This window comes from Nocardia carnea, from assembly GCF_029869215.1.
GTDB classification, from domain to species: domain Bacteria; phylum Actinomycetota; class Actinomycetes; order Mycobacteriales; family Mycobacteriaceae; genus Nocardia; species Nocardia carnea_B.
In genome coordinates this window covers 1-1,586 of the sequence record NZ_JARWPM010000159.1, presented here as the reverse complement: position 1 = coordinate 1,586, position 1,586 = coordinate 1, and the positions used below count along the sequence as shown (strand labels likewise).

The following is a 1,586-nucleotide window of genomic DNA, read 5'->3' as shown; positions in this document are numbered from 1 at the left end:
TGTGCTGCTGTTCGCGGCGCATCACTTCGTGATCGATGGTGTGTCGTGGCGGGTGATCATTCCGGATCTGGCGTTGGCGTGGTCGCAGCTGGCTGCGGGTCAGCCGGTGGTGTTGCCGCCGGTGGGTACCTCGTTGCGGCGGTGGGCCCATGGACTGGCCGAGGCCGCCGTTACCCCGGAACGTGCCGCGGAGCTGCCGTACTGGCAGAAGGTCGCGGCCACCCCGGACCCAGTGTTGGGTACCCGTCCGTTCGATCCGGTCGTCGATACCCGGGCGACCGTCGAAACGTTCGAGGTCGCCCTTCCGGCCGAGGTCACCGAGGCGGTGCTGACCACCTTGGGTGCCCGCTATCACGGCGGTCCCAACGATGCCTTGCTGTCCGCGCTGGCGCTGGCGCTCGCGCGCTGGCGCGGCGCCGGCCGGGCGCGGGCCGCGCTGGTGAAACTCGAGGGGCACGGCCGCGAGGAAACCGTGGTGCCCGGGGCTGATCTGTCCCGCACCGTCGGCTGGTTCACCGCCGTGTACCCGGTGCGGCTGGAACTGCCGGGTGTCGATATCGATGCGGCCTTCGCCGGCGGCCGAGAACTCGGCGCAGTCGTGAAATCGGTGAAGGAACAGCTCCTCGCGGTCCCCGACAAAGGTCTCGGCTACGGTATGCTCCGCCACCTCAACCCCGAAACAGGCGCCCGGCTGCCCGAGTGGATACCCGGGCAGATCGGGTTCAACTACTTGGGCCGGGTCTCGTCCGGAGAGGTTCCGGCCGAAATGGCCGACCTGGGCTGGATGCCCACCGCGGATCTGGGACCGGTGTCGGCCGATATCGACGGCGAGATGCCCGCCCACGCGCCGCTGGATATCAATGCCATCGTCACCTCCGGGGCCGAGGGACCGGTGTTGAGTGCGTCCTTCGCGTACGTCACGGGTCTGTTCAGCGAGGAGAAGGTGCGCGAGTTCGCGGATCTGTGGGTCGAGGCCCTCACCGCACTCGCCGAGCACGTCCGCCGGCCGGAGGCGGGTGGGTTCACCCCGTCGGATATGCCGCTGGTGCGGGTCGCGCAACCCGATATCGACCGTTGGGAGCGGGCTTATCCGGCGCTGACCGAGGTGTGGCCGCTGTCGCCGTTGCAGGCGGGTTTGTTGTTCCACGCGCAGCTGGTGCGCGACGGTCACGACGTCTACACCATGCAGTCAACGGTCGATCTGACCGGTCGTGTCGATCCCGTCCGGCTGCGGCAGGCTGCGGAAAAACTGGTCGAGCGCTATCCGAATCTGCGGACCGCGTTCGTCGCGGATGCCGAGGGGCAGTGGGTGCAGGTGGTTCTCGGCTCTGTGTCGGTGCCGTGGCGCGATATCGACCTGCGCACGTTGCCGGAACCTGAGCGCGCGGCCGAACTCGACCGGTTGCTGGCCGCGGACCGGGCCCGGCATTTCGATATGTCGGCTGCGCCGCTGATCCGGTTCCACCTGGTCCGCTGGAGCGAGGACGCCTGGAAGCTCGTGATCACCACCCACCACATCCTGGTGGACGGCTGGTCCATGCCGCTGCTCATGCGGGACCTGCTGATGCTGTACGCCCTGCGCGGCG

1 protein-coding gene is annotated in these 1,586 nt (G+C 68.5%); it reads left to right on the top strand.

The window, feature by feature from the left end; translation table 11 throughout:
* Window positions 1–28: 28 nt before the first annotated feature.
* Window positions 29–1,586, top strand: a 1,558-nt coding sequence (locus QH276_RS10545) for a condensation domain-containing protein (RefSeq protein WP_280399442.1), incomplete at its 3' end; no start/stop codon positions are given.